Source organism: Streptomyces griseoloalbus, from assembly GCA_014650015.1.
Lineage (GTDB): Bacteria > Actinomycetota > Actinomycetes > Streptomycetales > Streptomycetaceae > Streptomyces > Streptomyces griseoloalbus.
Map to the genome: position 1 here is coordinate 1 of BMUD01000112.1, position 675 is coordinate 675.

Here is a 675-nt window from a genome sequence, read left to right on the forward strand (position 1 = left end):
TCATTGACGGTCGGAAGGTAGCAATCCTGGATATTCACGACACGAAGACCGTCATTACAGAAGAGCTTCCACAGCGCATATATTCTCGCGCTGAGCTGACCGAAGCCACCCTCGTGCTGAGGTTCGAGGGTGGCTTCATCACAATCCCAGCTGACGGCCGAATGCACCCGTAAGGAGGTATTGCATGTCTATGTTGATGCGTGCACCACGAGAGTGCGCTTCCTGGTTCTGGGACTTGGATGAATACGCCCCGCCAGGACTGCAATCAGCACTCAAGGCAGCTGCACATATGGTCACGGTCCTACGAAAGTATGACCTGCTTGAGCCGCAGAATCTGCAATGGCCATGGTTCATCCCTGGAACAGGAGGCGCTCCAGCGGGGACTCGCCTGCAACTCCTGACGCCGATTGACGATGATCAGGTTCTTAAGCGTATCCAGGAGATGCGTCCGGTTAGTTTCCCTGATGCCGTAGCGGGTGACGTCCTAGTGGCAGGTACCGGAATCTGGCTCGATGAGGACGGTACGCGACGTCGCGAATACCGACTCGTGGAACTGACGGTTTCCCCTGAGCCTTTCGGTCTCTCGGCTGAGATTGCCCTTCATCATGACATTTGGGGCCCCTATGACTTTCGAGGAAATCCGCATCCTGGCGTTCAGCGTCGGAATGCTCCCCG

General features: G+C 56.3%; 1 protein-coding gene. It reads left to right on the forward strand.

Annotated elements, in window-relative coordinates; translation table 11 throughout:
* Positions 1 to 184 precede the first annotated feature (184 nt).
* A partial coding sequence (locus IE178_RS36545) for a hypothetical protein (RefSeq protein ID WP_318280430.1) occupies positions 185 to 675 on the forward strand: 491 nt, incomplete at its 3' end.